Raw genomic sequence first — 16,920 nt, forward strand, 5'->3', positions numbered from 1 at the left:
GACGGCTCAGACGGTGACCGCCGCCGCCTCGGCGGCGATCGCCTGGTCGACGGCGGCGGCGACGTGCAGCCGGCTGGTCGGGAAGAGCAGCAGCGGGGTGTCCTCCTGTCGGACCAGCAGCTCGATCTCGGTGCAGCCGAGCACCACGCCTTGCGCGCCGGCGGCGATCAGCCGCTCGATGACCTTCAGGTACCTGGCCCGGGACGACTCGCTGACCACCCCGAGGCACAGCTCGTCGTAGATGACCGAGTGGACCATCTTGCGATCCGCGGCGTCGGGCACCAGGACGGTCAGGCCGTGACCGGCCAGCCGGTCGCGTAGGAAGTCCTGCTCCATGGTGAACGCGGTGCCGAGCAAACCGACCGTGTGCAGCCCGTGGCTGCGGACCGCGTCAGCGGTGACGTCGGCGATGTGCAGCAACGGGATGTCGATTGCGGCGGCGACCTGGTCGGCGACCTTGTGCATGGTGTTGGTGCACAGCAGCAGCAGGTCGGCGCCGGCCGCTTCGACCCGCCGCGCCGCGTCGGCGAGCAGGTCGGCGGCTTCGTCCCATTCGCCGGCTGCCTGCCGTCGTTCGATGTCGGCGAAGTCGACCGAGTAGAGCACGCACCGTGCCGAATGGTGCCCACCCAGCCGGTCGCGGACCAGTTCGTTGGCGAGCCGGTAGTAGTGGGCGCTGCTTTCCCAGCTCATGCCGCCGAGCATGCCGATCGTCATCATGCTGCCATCGTGCCACCGGGTGCCCGGGTACCGGGCGGATATTCGTCGGCGGACATCGACCCGGTTGGCGGCTGTCGCGGACGTCCATGTATTGACTATTGTGGACTCATCTTTCGCGGACTACCGGCAGTTGTCCGAACGTCAGGCGTGCCACCTGCGATGACCCAGCGACGGGCGGGAGCGACCATGGTGCCCAGGGACGTACCGGCGCGACGGATCGGCATGCGTGAGGTCGCTCGGGCTGCTGGCGTATCGGTCTCCACCGTGGCCAACGTGCTGAGCCGACCGTCGATCGTCGCGCCGGCGACTCGCCGCCGGGTGGAGGCCGTCATCGAGTCCGTCGGCTATGTGCCGAACGGTCCGGCCCGGCAGTTGCGCGGCCGGCCCAGCCCGATCGTCGCCAGCGTCACCCTGGACCTGGCCAACCCGTTCTACGCCGAGGTCAACCGGGGCATCGAGGACGAGCTCGCCGAGCACGGCTGTCTGGTGCTGGCCTGCAGCACAGACCTGCGCCCGGCCAAGGAACGGCAGTTGCTGAAACTGCTGCAGACCCAGGCCGTACGGGGCGTCATCATCGCGCCGGTCGGTACGGACCCGGCGCCGCTGTTGTGGATGAGTCAGCACGGGATGGCGGTCGTGCTGATCGACCATCCGCGCGCAGGGCTCGACCTGTGCGCGGTCGCGGTCGACGACGTCGCCGGTGGCCGGCTGGCCGGTGAGCATCTGGTCGGGCTGGGGCACCGCAGGATCGCGTTCCTCGGCGGCACCCGGGACGCCGGGCCGGTGGCTCGCCGTCGCGACGGCGTACGCAAGGCGCTGGCCGCCGCCGGTCTCGACCCGGCGACGGGGTTGCTGGACGTCCGCGTACCGCTGCATCCGCCGCCGCTGGTCGAAGCCGCCGCCTCAGCGGCGGCGCTGATTCTCGCCGCGACCCCGCCGGTGACCGCGGTGGTCTGTCTCAACGACACGGCGGCGCTGGGCCTGCTGGACGGGTTCGCCGCAGCCGGTGTCCGGGTGCCGGCGGACATCTCGGTCGTCGGCTACGACGACCTGCCGTTCGCCCGCCGGCTGGCGCCTGCGCTGACCACGGTCAGCCAGCCGAAGTATCGGCTGGGCCGGGCCGCCGCCGAACTGCTGTTGGACGAGGCCAGGCCGGGGCACGTTCACCGGGAGATCGGGTTCCGCCCGACGCTGGCGGTCCGCGCCTCGACCGCCCCGCCGTCCGACGCGTCGAAACGCATCGACTGATAGCTATTGCATCCGGTCGGGGTACGGACGTAGCTTGTTGGCACACCGTAGAGCGCCGAGCCGGTCCTCGTACTCCCGGTTTACAAACGTTGCAACAGCGCGCCGCGCACGCCCCCGCTCCGGGTCCGTGCGCTCGGGCAGGCGCGCCTCGTCCCGGGACTTCCCGGGCTCAACCTGAGGTAGGTCATGAAGAGAACACTCTTTGTCCTCGGCGCTGCCCTGATCACCTTCGTCGCGTCGATCCTGCTCGTCGTGCGGCCGGCCAGCGCGGCCGTCGGCCTGCACATCAGCGGCACCGACATCGTCGAGGCCAACGGCCAGCCGCTCGTCATGCGCGGGGTCAACCACCCGCATGTCTGGTACACCGGCGAGACCGAGTCGTTCGCCGACATCAAGGCGCTCGGTGCCAACACCGTACGGGTGGTGCTGGGCAGCGGCCAGCGCTGGGGTCCGTCCAACGACGTCGCCGACGTGATCGACCTGTGCAAGCGGAACCGGATGATCTGCGTGCTCGAGGTGCACGACACCACCGGGTACGGCGAGGAAGGTGCCGCCGCCTCGCTCGACCAGGCCGTCGACTACTGGATCAGCCAGAAGAGCGCGCTGGTCGGCGAGGAGAACTACGTCGTCATCAACATCGGCAACGAGCCGATCGGCAACGTCGACGCCGGCCAGTGGACGGCGGCCACCGTGAACGCCATCGGGCGGATGCGGGCCAACGGCTTCGAACACCTGCTGATGGTCGACGCGCCGAACTGGGGTCAGGACTGGCAGAACGTCATGCGGGCCGATGCCCAGACGGTGCTGGACGCGGACAGCCACGGCAACACCGTGCTGTCGATCCACATGTACGCGGTCTACAGCAGCGCCTCGTCGATCGTGAGCTACCTCGACGACTTCGAGGCCAACGGCTGGCCGCTGGTGATCGGCGAGTTCGGCTGGCAGTTCAACTCCGGCGAGGTGGACCACGACACGATCCTGGCTGAGGCGCAGGCCCGTGGCCTCGGCTACCTCGGCTGGTCGTGGAGCGGCAACACCGACCCGATCCTCGACATGGTGCTCAGCTTCGACCCGAACCAGATGACCACCTGGGGTGAGCGGATCTTCAACGGACCGAACGGCATCAGCTCCACCTCCCGGGAGGCCAGCATCTTCGGCGGTACGCCGCCGACCACCGCCCCGCCGACCACGGCGCCGCCGACCACGGCGCCGCCGACCACGGCGCCGCCGACCACCGTGCCGCCGACCACCGCCCCGCCCGGCGGCGGAGCCTGCACCGCCAGCTACCGGGTCGTCGGCCAGTGGCCGGGTGGCTTCCAGGGCGACGTCCGGGTCACCGCCGGCAGTTCGGCGATCAGCGGCTGGGTGGTGACCTGGACCTTCGCCGACGGCCAGACCGTCAACCAGGCCTGGAACGCCACCGTCACCAACAGTGGGTCCAATGTGACCGCCCGCAATGTCAGCTACAACGGCAGCCTCGGCGCCGGGGCCGGCACGACGTTCGGTTTCATCGGGTCCTGGAACGGTACCAACAGTGTTCCGACGCTGACCTGCGCCGCGGCCTGACACAACAGCGCGGCACGCGGCCTGACGTGCGGCCTGGCCACCAAGGTGCTGGTGGGTCGGGGGACGACAAGTCGTCCCCCGACCCACCAGCTCAGCCGCCGAGGGTGGTCAGCTCGGACACCACCACGTTGGCCAGTGCCCGGCCGTCGCGGCGGACCTGGCGCAGGTACCACTTCTGGATCGGGGCGTGGGTGGTCTTGGCGAACTGCCAGGGCCCGCGCGGGCTGGTGAGCTGCCCCAGCCCGGCGATCGCCGTGTTGATCTCCGCCGGTGTCGGGTTGACCCCGGCCGCGGTGATCGCCCGGTCCAGCACGGCCGCCGCGTCGTACGACGCCATCACGATCGAGGTGGGGGTCCGGCCGGGGTAGGTGGCGTTCCATGCGGCGACGAACTCCCGGTTGGCCGCGTTGTCCAGGTCGGGGGAGTAGTTCAGCCCGTTGTAGATGCCTTCCGCCGCAGTGCCCTGCGCATCGAGGCTCGCCGGTTCGGTCACGAAGCCCGCCGCGTAGAGCGGCAGGTCGGCGACGTCCGACTCGGCGTACTGCTGGACGAAGGAGATGGCGCTCTGGGCGTCGAAGAAGCAGTAGATCGCGTCGGCACCGGTCTGGGCGATCTCGTCAAGGTACGGCCCGAAATCGGTGGTGCCCGGGAACGGGGAGAAGACAGCCTGCCCGGTGGGGTTGGCGATCCGGCCACCGAGCGACTTGAAGGTGTCGACGAAGCCGCGCAGCTCGTCGCGGCCACCCTGGAAGTCCGGCCCGATGGCGTACACGCGGCCGTTGCCGACCTCCTGCTTGACGAACGGTGCCATGGCGACGCCGGGCTCTTCGGAGAGCAGGTTGGTGTGCCAGACGTACGTCACGTCGTCCAGCTCGGGTCGGCCCAGCCCGCCGACGAGCGGCACCTTGTGTTCGTTGATCAGCGGCAGGATGGCGGTGACGTTTCCGCCGTTGATGATGCCGGTGATCGCGGAGACGCCGTCCTGCTCCAGCAGCCGGGTGGCCGACTCGACGGCCACTCCGCTCTCGTACCCCTCGTCGCCGATGACCATCTCGGCCGGGTGGCCGCCGAGCTGGCCATCGTGCATGTCAAGGTAGAGCTGGAACCCGTCGCGCAGCTCGTCACCGGGTGCTTCGAGCTGGCCGTCGATGTTGGCGAGCATGCCGACCTTGATCGGCTGCGGCGTTTCGCCCGATCCGCCGAAGCATCCGGCGGTGCTGACGGCCAGGACGCCGGTCAGGCCGGCGGCGAGCAGCCGGCGACGGTCGGCGCGGGCGGCGGCAGGGCGGCGTGTCCACCAGGTCGGGCGTCGCATGCCGATCACAGGGCCCGCAGCAGTTCGGCACGGACCGCCGGGGTGAGCGCCTCGCCCATCCGGTTCGCCAGGTCGGTCATTTCGTACGAGACCTGGCCGACGTCGCAGGTGGGGGAGGCGAGTACGAGCAGCGACGCGCCGTCGCTGAACGACATGCAGAACATGAATCCGCCGTCCATCTGGGTCACGTTGGAGATCACCGTTCCCGCCTCGAAGAAGCGGGCCGCCCCGACGAGCAGGGCGATCAGGCCGCTGCCGGTAGCGGCGAGCTGGTCGGCCCGGTCCCGGGGCAGGCCGTAGTTGTGCGCGAGGACCAGCCCGTCGGTCGAGATGGCAAGGGCGTGGCTGACCTCTGGGGTCTGACTGACGAAGTTCTGCAACAGCCAGCTCAAATCGTTCGGGCTCGTCACGGTGGCGCTCCAGGTCGCGAGAGGTGGGCGGGTCGACGTCAGGCGGAGGTGGGGGCGCGACGCCCGGCCACGCCCTTGGCGTAGGCCGACATCGCCGCCGATACGGCGCCCGGGTCGAGCTTGCGGGGCGCGTCGGAAGCGGGCTGCGGCGCGTCGGGGATCAGGTGGTGCTGCGGTACGCGGCGCGGCAACCCGACCTGGTCGGCTGCGCTCGTGGCGGTGGTGGTCGCGGCGGTGGTGACTGCGGTCGTGGCAGCCGTCCACCGTTCACCTTCGTCGTTCGGCCAGGTGACGATCACCGAGTCGCCGTCCATCGCCGTCTTGAACCAGCCGTTGACCGAACGCCGGGCCTCGGTCACCGCCGTTCCCGCCGTGGCCGCTGCTGCGGCCGTCGGTGGGGCTGACACCGGCCGCGTGGGGGCGGGTACGGACACCGACGCAGATGCCGCCGCCGGTACCGGTGCCGACATCGGCGGTGGTGGTGGCGACGCGGGTGGCGGTGGTGGCGTCGACGCGGGCGGGGGTGCCGGTGCCGACTCGGGTGCGGGTGCCGGGCGGAACAGCGGCGCAGGCGCATTCACCGTGGCCCGGCCGGCGTTGATCACCGGCCGGTCGCCGCCGAAGGCCGCCGGTACGATCGGCCGACCGCCGACCAGCGACGGCCGGGCATGCCCGGCGAGGGCTGGCGCCGGCTCGGGATTCTGCACCGGCCGGCGGGTGATGACCGAGGCGGGCATCATGATCTCGGCGACCGTGCCACCGGATGATCCGGGACGCAGCTCGACCCGGACGCCGTGCCGGGCGGCCAGCCGGGCGACAACGCTGAGACCCATCGCCCGTACGCCCGACACGTCCACCGTCCCAGGGCTGGCGAGCTGGGCACTGAGCTGGGCACACCGCTGTTCGGACAGCCCGACCCCCTGGTCCACCACCTCGACGATGGCCCGGTCGGACAGCGCGTGCCCGGTGACCATCACCTCGGTCTCCGGCGGCGAGTACCTGGTCGCGTTGTCCAGCAGTTCAGCGAGCAGGTGCGCGACCTCGTCGACGGCCGCGCCGGCGACGGACAGCTCCCGGTCGACCGTGCCGATCCGTACCCGGGTGTAGTGCTCGATCTGGGAGAGCGCGGCCTGGATCACGTTGTCCAGCGGTACCGCTTCCCGCCGTACCCGGGAAATGCCGGAACCACCGAGCACCAGCAGGCTCTGGTTGATCCGCGCCATCCGGGTGGCGAGGTGGTCCAGTTGGTAGAGCTGTTCGAGCCGATCAGGGTCGGTCTCGTCGCGTTCCACCCGGTCGACCTGGGCCAGCATCGCGTCGACCAGTCGCTGCTCGCGTCGGGACAGGTGGACGAAGATCTCCGAGACGTTGGCCCGCAGTACCGCCTGCACGCCGGCGACCCGTACCGCCTCGCGGTGCAGCGCGCGGGTCGCGGTTGCCACCTCGGCGATCTCGTCGGTGCCGGTGATCGGGAACTCCGACACCGACCGGTCGGCGACCTCGTCGGGCTGGACGGTGCCGGGCGCGGCGGCGTCGAGTTCGCGGACCACGGCCGGCAGCCGGTCGTACGCCACGGTGGTCACGATGTTGCGGAGGCTGCGGAGCCGTTTGGTGATCCGCCGGGCCACCACACCGGTGAGCGCCGCGGTGAGGACCAGTACGAGGAGGATGCCGACACCCTGCAGCACCGCGGCATAGAGCCGCTGCTGACGCTCGGCCGCCACCGCGTCGGCCACCGCGGCGTCCATCTGGCGCTGGATGCCGAACAGCTGACCGATCCACCCCTCGGTTGCCTCGACCCAGGCGTCCGCGTTGATCCCGAACCGTTCGCCGGGCAGGGTCCGCCCGACCTGGTCCTGCAGGCGCTGACCGGCGACGACCTGCGGGTCGGTGCCGATCTGCTCCCAGCGCACCACCCATTCCTGCCCGGCCAGTTCGAGGAACGAGTTGCTGGCCTCGACGAACCGGGCCTGCGCGCCGGCGCTCTCCTGCTGGCCTGCGGCGGTCAGCGGGCTGCCGAGACTGCGCAGCACGATGATCTGCTGCTGCCCGATTGCCTCGCTCGCCTCCGACACCGCGACCGCCGCCCGGACCAGGTCGGCGGTGGCCGCCGAGTTCTCGGCGACCACCGAGGTGCGGAAGGCGAGCAGGTCGGCGATGAGGATCCGGTAGCTGAAGGCGATCGCGGACAGCGACACACGTGGACTGGAGCGGACCTGTTCGCGAACGGTGGTCAGCGCGTCCAGCCCGGCGTCGACGCGGCGTAGCACGGGGTTGTCCCCGGTCACCTCGGTCCGTTGCTGCTGGAACGTGGCGATCGCCGCGTCGGTCCGGGCGACCTGCTGCGCGTAGCTGTCGCTGGCCGTCTCCCGGTCGGCGGTCAGCTCCACGGCGGCGACCACCCGCTCAGCCTGCAACGCGCGGGCGAGCGTGCCTGCCTCTGCGGAGAGCTGTACCAGGTCGGTGACCCGGTTGGTGTTGATCACCTGCCGGACGGTGCCCTGCAGGGCGATTCCGGCGAATCCGATGACGGCGACCAGCGGTACGGCCACCAGGAGCCGGAGCAGGCGGACGATGCTGCCGCGGGTCAACCACCGGCGGCGGTGGTCACCGGAGCGGGTGTGCGCCGCGCCTGCTGACAAGGCCCGTGTCACGCGAACTCCGTCCTCTTGCGTTTGCGTTGTCGACGTCGGCCACCGCAGGAGCCAGGGAAGCGTGGGGCGATGGGTGTATCGGCACGTCTCCCCATGTCAGGGCGCATTCCTACCATGACGTTGACGGCGCCTTCTAGGCTCCTGCTCGGCTCCCGGCCCGGATTGACGCGCTGGTCACGTCCGGGACGCGCAACGGCTGATGCTCGCCTCCACCGATCGATGGACCGATCGGCCGTACGGGTGAGCCCATGCTGGCTGTGATCTTGTAGGGCGGCGCCGCGCCAGCGGGTTCTACCATGCCGCGGGTGCGCAGAACGAACAGTCCGGTCCTCGGGTCATGGCGGGCGCTCACCCTCGATATCGGACGGCGGCGGATGCCCGGTCTGCGGGTGCGGGTGGCGGGGCGTGGCAGGCTGCTGCTGGACCAGTGCGGCCCGGACCAGTGCGGCCTGGAGCGCGGCTGCGGTCTGCGCTGCGGCACGGTGCTGCTCGCCCTGGTGGCGCCGGACCACGGCGGCGTCGACTACCTGCGTACCGACCGGTTCGTGGCGCCGGTTCCGCCGGTCATCGCGGCGCTGGCCCGGTCGACCGGGCCGGGTTCCGACGACGGGGCCTGGCACGCCCGGTGGGCGCACTGGTTCGCCACCGGGTTGGACGCGGCCGCCAGTGGCCCATTGCACGACGGGCGCTGGGTGATCAGCCGGCTGCCGGCCGGTCAGGTGGTGACGCCGATGCCGGGCAACCCCGGCGTCCTCGACTGGTTCGCGGCCCGCGACCCCGGTCAGGTGCTTCCGCTGCGGCGACTCGCGTCGCCGGACGACGGCCGGGTCAAGGCGTACCGTAAGCAGGTCCGTGACGGCATCCTCGCGCCGGTCCTGCTGTGGTGGATCAGCGGCCTGGACGGCTACGCGCTGCTCGACGGCCACGACCGGCTGGTCGCCGCGCACGCCGAGGGCAGCCAGCCGGAGCTGCTCGCCCTGTCGACCGCGCCGGCCAGCCGGGCCGCCGACGACACCGATGACGCGACGCGGCGTTACCGTCGGACAGCGGACCGGATGCGGCGGCTGGTCGAGGCCGGCACGCCGGGTGCGGCGGACGCCGTGGCCGCGGTCAATCGGCGGTACGCCGCCGAGCTGCGGGCGATCGAGGCCGGTCACGGCGTCACCCGCGCCTGGCCACTGCCCGGCGGTACGCGACGCTGGGCTGAGGTGGCGTGCTGCTTCGCCCCCGACTGGTACGCCACCGTGGTTCAGCCGTGACGGTCGCACCGGCGGCTTGGGGGTGCCGTGGCGGTACAGCGGGTCAGCCGCGCTGCGTCGTCTCGTCGTCGAAGCGGCGGCGGGCCCGTTCCACCTCGGCGTAGTTGGCGGCGGTCCAGCCGAAGAGGGCGTCGACGAGGTCCTGCAGGGTCTTGCCCAGCGGCGCGATGCGGTACTCGACGGCGAGTGGGCGGGTGCCGGTGACGACCCGTTCGACCATGCCGTTGCGTTCGAGCCGGCGCAGCGTGGCGGTCAGCGACTTCTGGGTGACCGCCGGGATCTCCCGGCGGAGCTCGTTGAACCGCAACGGCCGCCCGCACAGCGTCTCCAGCACCCGTAACGACCATTTGTCCAGTACCTGGTCCAGTAGCTCCCGCTGCTCGGCATTGAGTGGGGAGTCAGCTTCCGCGAGGGTGGTTTCCGGCATGACACCTAGTATCGTTGAAGTTCCCTTCGGATACCAGGTAGACATCTGATACCAGCATCCGTTGAAGAAAGGGATCCGTCCGTGAGCGTGCAACTGCTGTCCCCGGAGGGGATGGCCCAGCCCGTCCCGTACCACCATGTGTCGATCGCCACCGGCAGCCGCCAGGTACACGTCGCCGGCCAGGTCGGGCGGAACGCCGACGGCAAGCCGGTCGGCGACACCGACGAGCTCGCCGACCAGGTGGCGCAGGCGTTGCGCAACACCGCGCGCGGTCTGGCCGGTGCCGGCGCGAGCTTCGCGGACGTGGTCCGGCTGCGGTTCTATGTCACCGACTGGACCCCGGAGCAGATGGACGACCTGATGGCCGGCGTCGCGCGGGTGGCCGACGAACTCGCTATTCCGCAGCCGTTCCCACCGTCGTCGCTGATCGGCGTCGAGGTGCTGTACGCCCCCGACGTGCGCGTCGAGATCGAGGCCGATGCGGTCCTGGACTGAGCGGCCCGGCCGTGCGGGCGGCTGCGGCCGGGCGGCTGTGGCGTCAGCGCGGAACCAGTCCGTTCTGGTACGCCCACACCACGGTCTGCAGCCGGTCCCGTACGCCGATCTTCGCCATCGCCCGTCCCAGATGCGACTTGACGGTGCTGGTCTCGATGAACAGTTCGTCGGCGATCTCGTTGTTGGACAGGCCCCTGGCGAGCAGCCGGACGATCTCCGCCTCCCGGGGGGTCAGCTGCTGCGCGGCCGCCGACTCGGGTGACGTCGCCGGACGTCGTCGGGCGAATTCGGCGATCACCCGGCGGGTCACCGTCTGGTCGACCAGACCGTAGCCGGCCGCCAGCCGGCGGATCGCGTCGATCAGGTCCTCGGGCTCGCAGTCCTTGAGGATGAATCCGCTGGCCCCGGCTTCGAGCGCGCCGAAGACGTACTCGTCGAGGTCGAACGTGGTCACCACCAAGACCGCTGGCGGCGACCCGATCGCGTCGGCGAGGATCTGCCGGGTCGCGGTGAGCCCGTCCCCGCCGGGCATCCGCACGTCCATGCAGATCACGTCGGGGCGCAGCCGGCGGGCGGTGCTGACCGCCGCCGACCCGCTCGACGCCTCCGCCACCACCTCGATGTCGGCGGCCTGCTCCAGCAGCACCCGGAAACCGGCCCGGACCACCGCCTGGTCGTCCACCAGCATCACCCGGATCGTCCCGGCACCGGCGTCAGCCCCGGCTTGCGCAGTGGTCACGACCGCTCACCTCCGTTGTCCGTCAGCGTCACAGTGACAGACCAGCCGCCGTCGGCGGTCGGCCCGTCCGCGAACCGGGCACCGATCAACTGGGCCCGTTCCCGCATGCCGACCAGGCCGACGCCGCTGCTGGTCCGGGCCGCCGGCTCCGGGCGTCGGGCCGGCGGCGCGTTCACCACCGCCAGCGAAACCTCACGCGGCAGATACCGCAGCGTGACCTGGACCGGAGCGCCCGGCGCGTGCTGCCGGGCGTTGGACAGCGCCTCCTGCACCGTCCGGTAGAGCGCCACGTCGGCGATCGGCGACACCGGGCGGGGCGTCCCGTCGACGGTGACGTCGACCGGCGTACCAAGGTCCCGGGCGGTCCGGACCAGTTCGTCGAGCACGGCCAGCCCGGGCACCGGAACGGTGCCCTCGCCGTCGAGGTGCGGGCCGGCACCGTCGGTCCGGTCCGCCGGACCGGCACGCAGCACTCCGACGACCAGTCGCAGATTGTCCAACGTCGCCTTGCCCTGCGCCCGGATCCAGGCCACCCCCTCCTTTGCCGCGGCCGGATCCCGGTCGATCAACTGCTGCACCGCCGCCGCCTGCACCACCATGCCGGACAGGTGGTGTGCGGCGACGTCGTGCAGCTCCCGGGCCATCTGGGTGCGTTCCGCGCCGATCGCCGCCCGTACCTTCGCCTGCTGGGTCCGGACCGCCTCGGCGGCCTGCTGACGGAGCAACCGCACATAGCGCCGGTGGGTGGCCACATAGCTGCCGACGAACGCGCCGCCGAAATAGGACAGCGCGCTCGACCCGGCCGGGCCGACCACCGGCAGCAGGCCGGACGATGCCGCCACCGCGGTGCCGACCGCGGCCGCCGCCTCGACCGCCACCGCCGCCCCGACCAGCGCGAAGGACCGCCGGGTCGGCAGCAGACCCCCGATGGTGTACGCCACGACGAACGGCGCGAATCCCCGAATCGTCGCGTCCGGTGGAGACGACGCGATCATCACGACCTGGACGCCGACCACGGCGGCGAGGCAGACCAGCGGGCGGACCCGGCGTAGACACAGCAGCAGGGCCTGCCCGACGGCGAGGCAGACCAGCAGCCACTCCCGCGCCGGGGCGAGCGCGAACGCGTCCGGCGGCGTCACCACCCAGAACAGCGCCGCCAGCATCGTGAACGTCAGCGCGGCGAGGCCGGCCGCGAGTAGACAGTCACGGACGAATGGCCGGCCCTCGATGTGGTCGTTCATGGTCGTCGGCATCCTCTGTTCCAGGTCGTGACAAGCCGCGACGGGCGGTCTGGCCGGTGTCGAGTTGGCGGTTCGTGCTGTCAGTAGGAGATGTCCGGCGCGAGCAGCATGAACTCGATAGCGAACCATCCCGTACCGGCGAGGGCCAGCAGAACCAGGATGCTGCCGGCGGTGCGCGACCAGCCGACCCGGCGGCGGACGTCGTCGACCAGCCGGACCGCCGCCGGGATCACCCCGAGCAGGCCGATCAGCTGGAAAAGCTGCACGGTGCGCAGCGAGACGGTGGAGAGGTCCTCCAGCCTCATGATCAGCACCAGACCCACCGCCCAGCTGGTGAGCGCGAGCAGTGCACTGCCGACGGCGACCCGGCTCAGCACCCGAGCGGTGCGTCCGGCCCGGTCGCGGGGTGCCCGGCGCAGGACCCGCCGGCTGATCGCCCCGACCGGCCAGGCGAGGACGGTGAGCAGCAGGACCACCGCCGACGCCCCGATCACGCCGAGGGCCAGGACGGTGCCACGGGCCGGTTCGACCGGCAGTAGCGCGAACGCGGAGTCGAAGGCGATCGCCTCCACCTTGCCGCCGGCCGCCCGCATCGCGATGGTGTGCTGACCGCCCACCTCACGCCACACCCACGGCTCGATCTCCTCGTAGACGGCAGCGGCATCGGACAGCGGACGTGGCTCGAACAGCAGGCGGCCGTCGTCACGGACGCTCACCGTGGTCCGCCCGGTCAGGCCGATCAGGGTCAGGAAGTTGCTCCGGACGGTGCGGGAGCTTTCGTACGTGCCGGCGGCCATCGCGGCCCGCTCGGCCGAGCCGGCCGGCGCGTTGGACACCGCCGCTGCCTCTTCCCCCGCAGCCGGCGTCGCCGCCGGGAAGTACCGGTCGGCGAACTGTTCGGTCAGGGCCAGCCGCAGCTCGTGGTTGGCCAGCGCCGACGTGCCGGTGCTGTTCAGCGAGACGAAGAAGCCGGCGCCTTCCTCCGGGTAGATCTGCAGGTGGCTGTGGAAGTACAGGGTGTCGCCGCCGTGCCCGATGATCCGCCGGCCGTTGCGGCTCTCGTCGAAGAACCCGAGGGTCATCCGGGGGCCGGCGGCGAGCGTGCCGAGTGACGAGGCGTCCAGCGCCGGCTGGTGCATCAGGTCGAGCGTCGCCGCGTCCAGCAGCGGCTGGTCACCGACCGGTTCACCCAGGTGGGCGAGCATGAACCGGGCCATGTCCGGGGCGGAGGCGCTCATCGCCCCGGCCGGCGGGGTGCCGACGATCTCGAACGCGCCGGCCGGGGCGGACGCGGTGGTGTACCCCTGCGACATGCGACCGGCCAGCGGCGCGGGCAGCGGCTGCTCGAAAGTGGACGACGTCATGCCGAGCCGGTCGAAGATGTTGCGCTGGACGTACTCCTCGAACGGGAGGCCGCTGACCCGTTCGACGATGTAGCCGGCCAGCGAGTTGCCGTAGTTGGAGTACGCCGGCACGGTGCCCGGCCAGAAGATTTGCTCCGGCGGGTCGGTGACCAGCGCTTCGCGCAGATCGGCCCGGGTGCCTTCCTGCCCGATCAGGCCGGCGATCCGTTCCTCGAAGCCGGGGGTGTGGGTCAGCAGGTGCCGCAGGGTGATCGGCTCGTCGAAGCTGCGGGGGAGGTCGAAGTCGAGGTAGCGGTCGATGTCGGTGTCGAGGTCGAGACGGCCGTCCTGAACGAGTTGCATGACGGCGGTGGCGGTGGCGAGTTTCGACACCGAGCCGATCCGGAACAGGTGCTGCTCCGGATCGACCGGCACCGCTGTGTCGCCGGTGCCGGTATCGGCGTGGCCGTACCCCCGGGTGGTGACGATCTTGCCGTCGTGGACGACGGCGACGGTTGCCCCGGCGATGTCGTTACGCTCCAGCGCCGCCGGGAGCACGTCGTCGAGCCAGGCGTCGACGTCACCGCCGTCCAGCGGGGCTGGTTCGACGGCGGCTGCCGGGGTGCCGTCGGCCGGGGCACCGTCGGCCGGGGTGGTGGCTGTCGGGGTCGGGTCCGGTGCGGCGGCGCCCGCGTCGCGCCCGGCGACGCCTGCGCCGGCGCCTGCGCCGACGGCGACGGCGACCGCGATCGCCAGGGCGGCGCCGACGCGCCGCAGTCGGCCGGTGGGCCGGGGCAGATACGACCGGTACCCGGTCTGCTCTGATGGATTGCTCTGGATCATGCACAACAGCCTGCTGTGGCGGCGCGGTCAGGCCATCTGGCGCAGGGCCACATTCGACTTACGACCTTGGTAGGAGGCCGGTTCAGCCCTCGGTAGGCGGATCGGGTTGCCGGGTGAACAGGTCGAGCAGGTCGCCGATCTGCCGGTTGGCTTCGGCGGGGTGTCGGAAGTGCCCGGTCGGGTCGACGGTGTACTGGTTACGGCGGCCGACCCGGGTGCGGCGCAGGTACCCGGCGGCCTCCAGGTCGGCGACGATGCCCTGGGCCGCGCGTTCGGTGATCCCGACGGACATGGCGACGTCGCGCAGCCGTACCGTCGGGTCCCGGGCGATGGCCAGCAGCACGTGTGCGTGGTTGGTGAGGAAGGTCCAGCCCCGGGCGGGCGGCTGCGCGCCGGGATCGGCTGACGCTGGCACCGACATGCTCGACCTGCCGTCCCCTCGTTCGTCGCGCGTACCTCGTTCCGCGCGGTCTTCGGACGCAACCGCCTCCGGACGCAATATACGTAGGACGGTACGTGAAAGCAGGATCGTAGATCCGGCCGTTCGTCGGCGTGCCGGATGGCTGCCCGACGCTTGACACACGAACCATGCTTCGCGAATACTGGTACGTAGTTCGAGGGGGAGTACCCGCGTACCGCCGCGTCGTCGTCAACACGGGCCCGGATCTGCCGCGCCCCGGCGACGCAGCCACCACCCGGTGGTTTGGGGAGACCTTCGTCCAGTAGCGCCGGCCCTGACCACGGGTCGGCCGGGCGAAAGGTCTGTCCGTTGACCGTTTCCTGGTGGGTCTGGGTCGCGCTGATGCTGGCGGTCGCGGCGATGCTGGCCGTCGACCTGTTCCTGCACCGCGACAACCACGTCATCGGCTTCCGTGAGGCAGTCATCTGGTCCGGCGTCTGGATCGCCGCCGGCCTGCTGTTCGGCGTACTGCTGTGGGCCTGGCAGGGCGGCGAGGTCGCCGGCACCTACTACGCCGGCTACCTGATCGAGAAGGCGCTGTCGATCGACAACGTCTTCGTCTTCGCGCTGGTCTTCAGCTACTTTGCCGTCCCCGCCGCCTACCAGCACAAGGTGCTGTTCTGGGGCGTGATAGGTGCCCTCGTGTTCCGGCTGGTGTTCATCTTCGTCGGCGCCGAGCTGCTGGAGACGTTCTTCTGGACCGCGTACCTGTTCGGCGCGTTCCTCATCTACACCGGCTACAAGATGGCCTTCCGGCACGACGAGCAGACCCCACCGGACCGCAACCCGGTGGTCCGCCTGGTCCGCCGCGTCATCCCCACCGACCCGGCGTACCACGGTGAGAAGTTCTTCACCCGCGTCAACGGCAAGCGCGTCGCGACCCTGCTGTTCGTCGTCCTCATCGCGGTCGAGGCCACCGACCTGATCTTCGCCATCGACTCGATCGCGGCGATCCTGGCCATCAGCACCAGTACGTTCATCGTCTGGACGGCGAACGCCTTCGCCATCCTCGGGCTGCGCAGCCTCTACTTCTGCCTCGCCGGGCTGCTGCGCCGCTTCGTCCACCTGCACTACGGCCTCGCGGTGCTGCTCGCCTTCGCCGGCGTCAAGCTGATCCTCTCCGAGACCCCGATCGGCAAGCTGCCCATCCCGCTCACCCTCGGGGTCATCGTCGTCACCATCGCGGTGTCGATCATCTGGAGCCTGCGCAGCACCAGCGGAACCGGCGGCGGGGACACCGCCGGCACCGACCGCGACGCGGATGGCCGGGCTACCAAGGCGTACGGAGACAAGGTCGCCAGCTGACGCCGGCCGGGATGTGCGTGGGCGAGCCCACACCGAACGGTCCTACCCGGGTCGGACCGCCAACGCCACACCCAGCAGCAGCGCGAGACCGGCGGCGAAACCGACGGTGTGTATCGCCTTGTCGTGGGCAGCGGGTTTGGTGGTCAATTCGGGGACCAGGTCGGCCAGTGCGATGTAAATGAAGTTCCCGGCGGCGAACGGGATCAGCACGGCGATGTCGACGTGCTCGGCCAGGCCGTACGCGGCGAGGGCGCCGACCAGGACCGTGGAGGCGGAGACGAGATTCCAGGACAGGGCACGCCGCCGGGACCAGCCGCTATGGACAAGGATGCCGAAGTCGCCCATTTCCTGCGGAATCTCATGGGCGGCGGCGATCAGCCAGGTGACAATGCCCAGGCGGATGTCGGTGAGGAAGGCGGCACCGATGGCCAGTCCGCCGATCAGGTTGTGCAACGCGTCCGCGATCAGGATCAGGTAGCCGACCGGGCGGTGCTCGGACACCGGGCGGTGACAGTGGTGCCAGTGCAGGTACTGCTCCAGGATCAGGAAGGTCAGCAACCCGGCGGCGAGCCAGACGTAGACGCTCAGCTCGTTTCCCAGCGCGGCCACCGACTCCGGCAGCATGTGGAACAGTGCGCCGCCGAGCAGGGAACCGGCGGCCAGCGCCACCAACGGCAGGACGATCCGGTTGAAGATCTGCTCGGGGAGCACGAAGGTCAGGCTGCCGGACAGGGCGAGCAGGGCCATCGCGGAGCCCGCCAAAACGATCCACGCCAGTGTCGGCACTGAACTTACCTCCGGTCGAACGACCACGGTCTGCCCTCGCTGGTCAGCCCAGCCTAGGGGGCCGCTCCGACGGGCCGGGCACCATTGCCGGTGCCCGGCCCGACCTGTG

15 protein-coding genes are annotated in these 16,920 nt (G+C 70.9%); 5 read left to right on the top strand and 10 right to left on the bottom strand.

Going from position 1 to position 16,920, the window contains the following annotated elements:
• Positions 1-6: 6 nt before the first annotated feature.
• Complete coding sequence (locus ACN27J_RS27065; RefSeq protein WP_421370501.1) at positions 7-720, bottom strand: aspartate/glutamate racemase family protein; 714 nt, start codon at positions 718-720, stop codon at positions 7-9.
• Between the two features lie 159 nt (positions 721-879).
• Here ACN27J_RS27065 and ACN27J_RS27070 point away from each other — a divergent pair, with 159 nt between their 5' ends.
• Complete coding sequence (locus ACN27J_RS27070) at positions 880-1,968, top strand: LacI family DNA-binding transcriptional regulator (protein ID WP_421370504.1); 1,089 nt, start codon at positions 880-882, stop codon at positions 1,966-1,968.
• 186 nt (positions 1,969-2,154) lie between these two features.
• Positions 2,155-3,534, top strand: coding sequence for a cellulase family glycosylhydrolase (locus ACN27J_RS27075; protein WP_421370507.1), 1,380 nt, complete (start codon positions 2,155-2,157; stop codon positions 3,532-3,534).
• 91 nt (positions 3,535-3,625) lie between these two features.
• On the opposite strand, the gene ACN27J_RS27080 is transcribed toward ACN27J_RS27075, so the two are convergent.
• Genes ACN27J_RS27080 through ACN27J_RS27090 form a run of 3 tightly spaced genes read right to left on the bottom strand, consistent with a single transcriptional unit; the run spans position 3,626 to position 7,913 of the window.
• Positions 3,626-4,849, bottom strand: a complete 1,224-nt coding sequence (locus ACN27J_RS27080; RefSeq protein WP_421370509.1) for an ABC transporter substrate-binding protein — start codon at positions 4,847-4,849, stop codon at positions 3,626-3,628.
• A gap of 5 nt (positions 4,850-4,854) precedes the next feature.
• Positions 4,855-5,259 carry a roadblock/LC7 domain-containing protein gene (locus ACN27J_RS27085; RefSeq protein ID WP_123603540.1) on the bottom strand — a complete coding sequence of 135 codons (405 nt, stop codon included), beginning with the start codon at positions 5,257-5,259 and terminating at the stop codon, positions 4,855-4,857.
• 38 nt (positions 5,260-5,297) lie between these two features.
• Positions 5,298-7,913 carry a nitrate- and nitrite sensing domain-containing protein gene (locus ACN27J_RS27090; RefSeq protein WP_421370511.1) on the bottom strand — a complete coding sequence of 872 codons (2,616 nt, stop codon included), beginning with the start codon at positions 7,911-7,913 and terminating at the stop codon, positions 5,298-5,300.
• Between the two features lie 305 nt (positions 7,914-8,218).
• On the opposite strand from ACN27J_RS27090, the gene ACN27J_RS27095 reads away from it, so the two are divergent.
• On the top strand, positions 8,219-9,172 hold the full coding sequence (locus tag ACN27J_RS27095) for a hypothetical protein (RefSeq protein ID WP_421370513.1): 954 nt from the start codon (positions 8,219-8,221) through the stop codon (positions 9,170-9,172).
• A 43-nt stretch (positions 9,173-9,215) separates the two neighbouring features.
• Here ACN27J_RS27095 and ACN27J_RS27100 read toward each other — a convergent pair whose 3' ends face one another.
• Entirely contained in the window at positions 9,216-9,599 is a 384-nt protein-coding gene (locus tag ACN27J_RS27100; RefSeq protein WP_278174238.1) for a winged helix-turn-helix transcriptional regulator, read from the bottom strand.
• An 81-nt stretch (positions 9,600-9,680) separates the two neighbouring features.
• Here ACN27J_RS27100 and ACN27J_RS27105 point away from each other — a divergent pair, with 81 nt between their 5' ends.
• Positions 9,681-10,094, top strand: a complete 414-nt coding sequence (locus ACN27J_RS27105) for a RidA family protein (protein ID WP_421370515.1) — start codon at positions 9,681-9,683, stop codon at positions 10,092-10,094.
• Between the two features lie 43 nt (positions 10,095-10,137).
• Here ACN27J_RS27105 and ACN27J_RS27110 read toward each other — a convergent pair whose 3' ends face one another.
• The 4 genes from ACN27J_RS27110 to ACN27J_RS27125 form a co-directional block, all read right to left on the bottom strand.
• Entirely contained in the window at positions 10,138-10,782 is a 645-nt protein-coding gene (locus ACN27J_RS27110; RefSeq protein ID WP_421372519.1) for a response regulator, read from the bottom strand.
• Positions 10,783-10,829: 47 nt separating this feature from the next.
• A complete protein-coding gene (locus ACN27J_RS27115) occupies positions 10,830-12,074 on the bottom strand; it encodes a sensor histidine kinase (RefSeq protein ID WP_421370517.1) in 1,245 nt (414 codons plus the stop codon).
• Between the two features lie 80 nt (positions 12,075-12,154).
• The gene (locus tag ACN27J_RS27120) at positions 12,155-14,260 is read right to left on the bottom strand and encodes a serine hydrolase domain-containing protein (RefSeq protein WP_421370519.1); all 2,106 of its coding nucleotides are present in this window, start codon (positions 14,258-14,260) and stop codon (positions 12,155-12,157) included.
• 82 nt (positions 14,261-14,342) lie between these two features.
• Positions 14,343-14,675, bottom strand: coding sequence for a helix-turn-helix transcriptional regulator (locus ACN27J_RS27125; RefSeq protein ID WP_421370521.1), 333 nt, complete (start codon positions 14,673-14,675; stop codon positions 14,343-14,345).
• Positions 14,676-15,029: 354 nt separating this feature from the next.
• On the opposite strand from ACN27J_RS27125, the gene ACN27J_RS27130 reads away from it, so the two are divergent.
• Complete coding sequence (locus tag ACN27J_RS27130; protein WP_421370524.1) at positions 15,030-16,025, top strand: TerC family protein; 996 nt, start codon at positions 15,030-15,032, stop codon at positions 16,023-16,025.
• A gap of 42 nt (positions 16,026-16,067) precedes the next feature.
• Here the strand turns inward: ACN27J_RS27130 and ACN27J_RS27135 are convergent, their stop codons facing one another.
• The gene (locus ACN27J_RS27135; protein ID WP_421370526.1) at positions 16,068-16,811 is read right to left on the bottom strand and encodes a ZIP family metal transporter; all 744 of its coding nucleotides are present in this window, start codon (positions 16,809-16,811) and stop codon (positions 16,068-16,070) included.
• Positions 16,812-16,920: the final 109 nt, after the last annotated feature.

Source organism: Solwaraspora sp. WMMB762 (genome assembly GCF_049179115.1).
Lineage (GTDB): Bacteria > Actinomycetota > Actinomycetes > Mycobacteriales > Micromonosporaceae > Micromonospora_E.